The organism is Ferrovum myxofaciens (assembly GCF_000735045.1).
GTDB lineage: Bacteria > Pseudomonadota > Gammaproteobacteria > Burkholderiales > Ferrovaceae > Ferrovum > Ferrovum myxofaciens.
This window is the reverse complement of sequence record NZ_JPOQ01000115.1, coordinates 1-253: the sequence shown is the minus strand read 5'-3', so window position 1 is coordinate 253 and position 253 is coordinate 1. Positions and strand designations below refer to the sequence as shown.

Below are 253 nucleotides of genomic sequence, written 5' to 3'. Positions count from 1 at the left end.
AGCGTTGAACCGGCAGGGGTTGCAATGCCGGTGCATCCAGCACTGCAAAAGTACTGGCACGGCTGCCGGGCAGTTTCTGAAACGGTTTGTGATTGAGCCGTTCCAGCAACGGGGTGATTTCCTCATTCACCTCGTTAACCGTGGTAAACCGGTGATGACGCAGACGAGCCATGATCCAACGCTCAACCACCTGCACCGCAGACTCGACTTTGGCTTTATCCTGGGGGGAGTAGGTCCGGGCAGGAAGTACCGA

Annotated in this window: 1 pseudogene; it reads right to left on the bottom strand. The window is 56.9% G+C overall.

The window, feature by feature from the left end:
* Window positions 1–253, bottom strand: a pseudogene (locus IV91_RS15955) (IS21 family transposase); the annotation flags it as partial.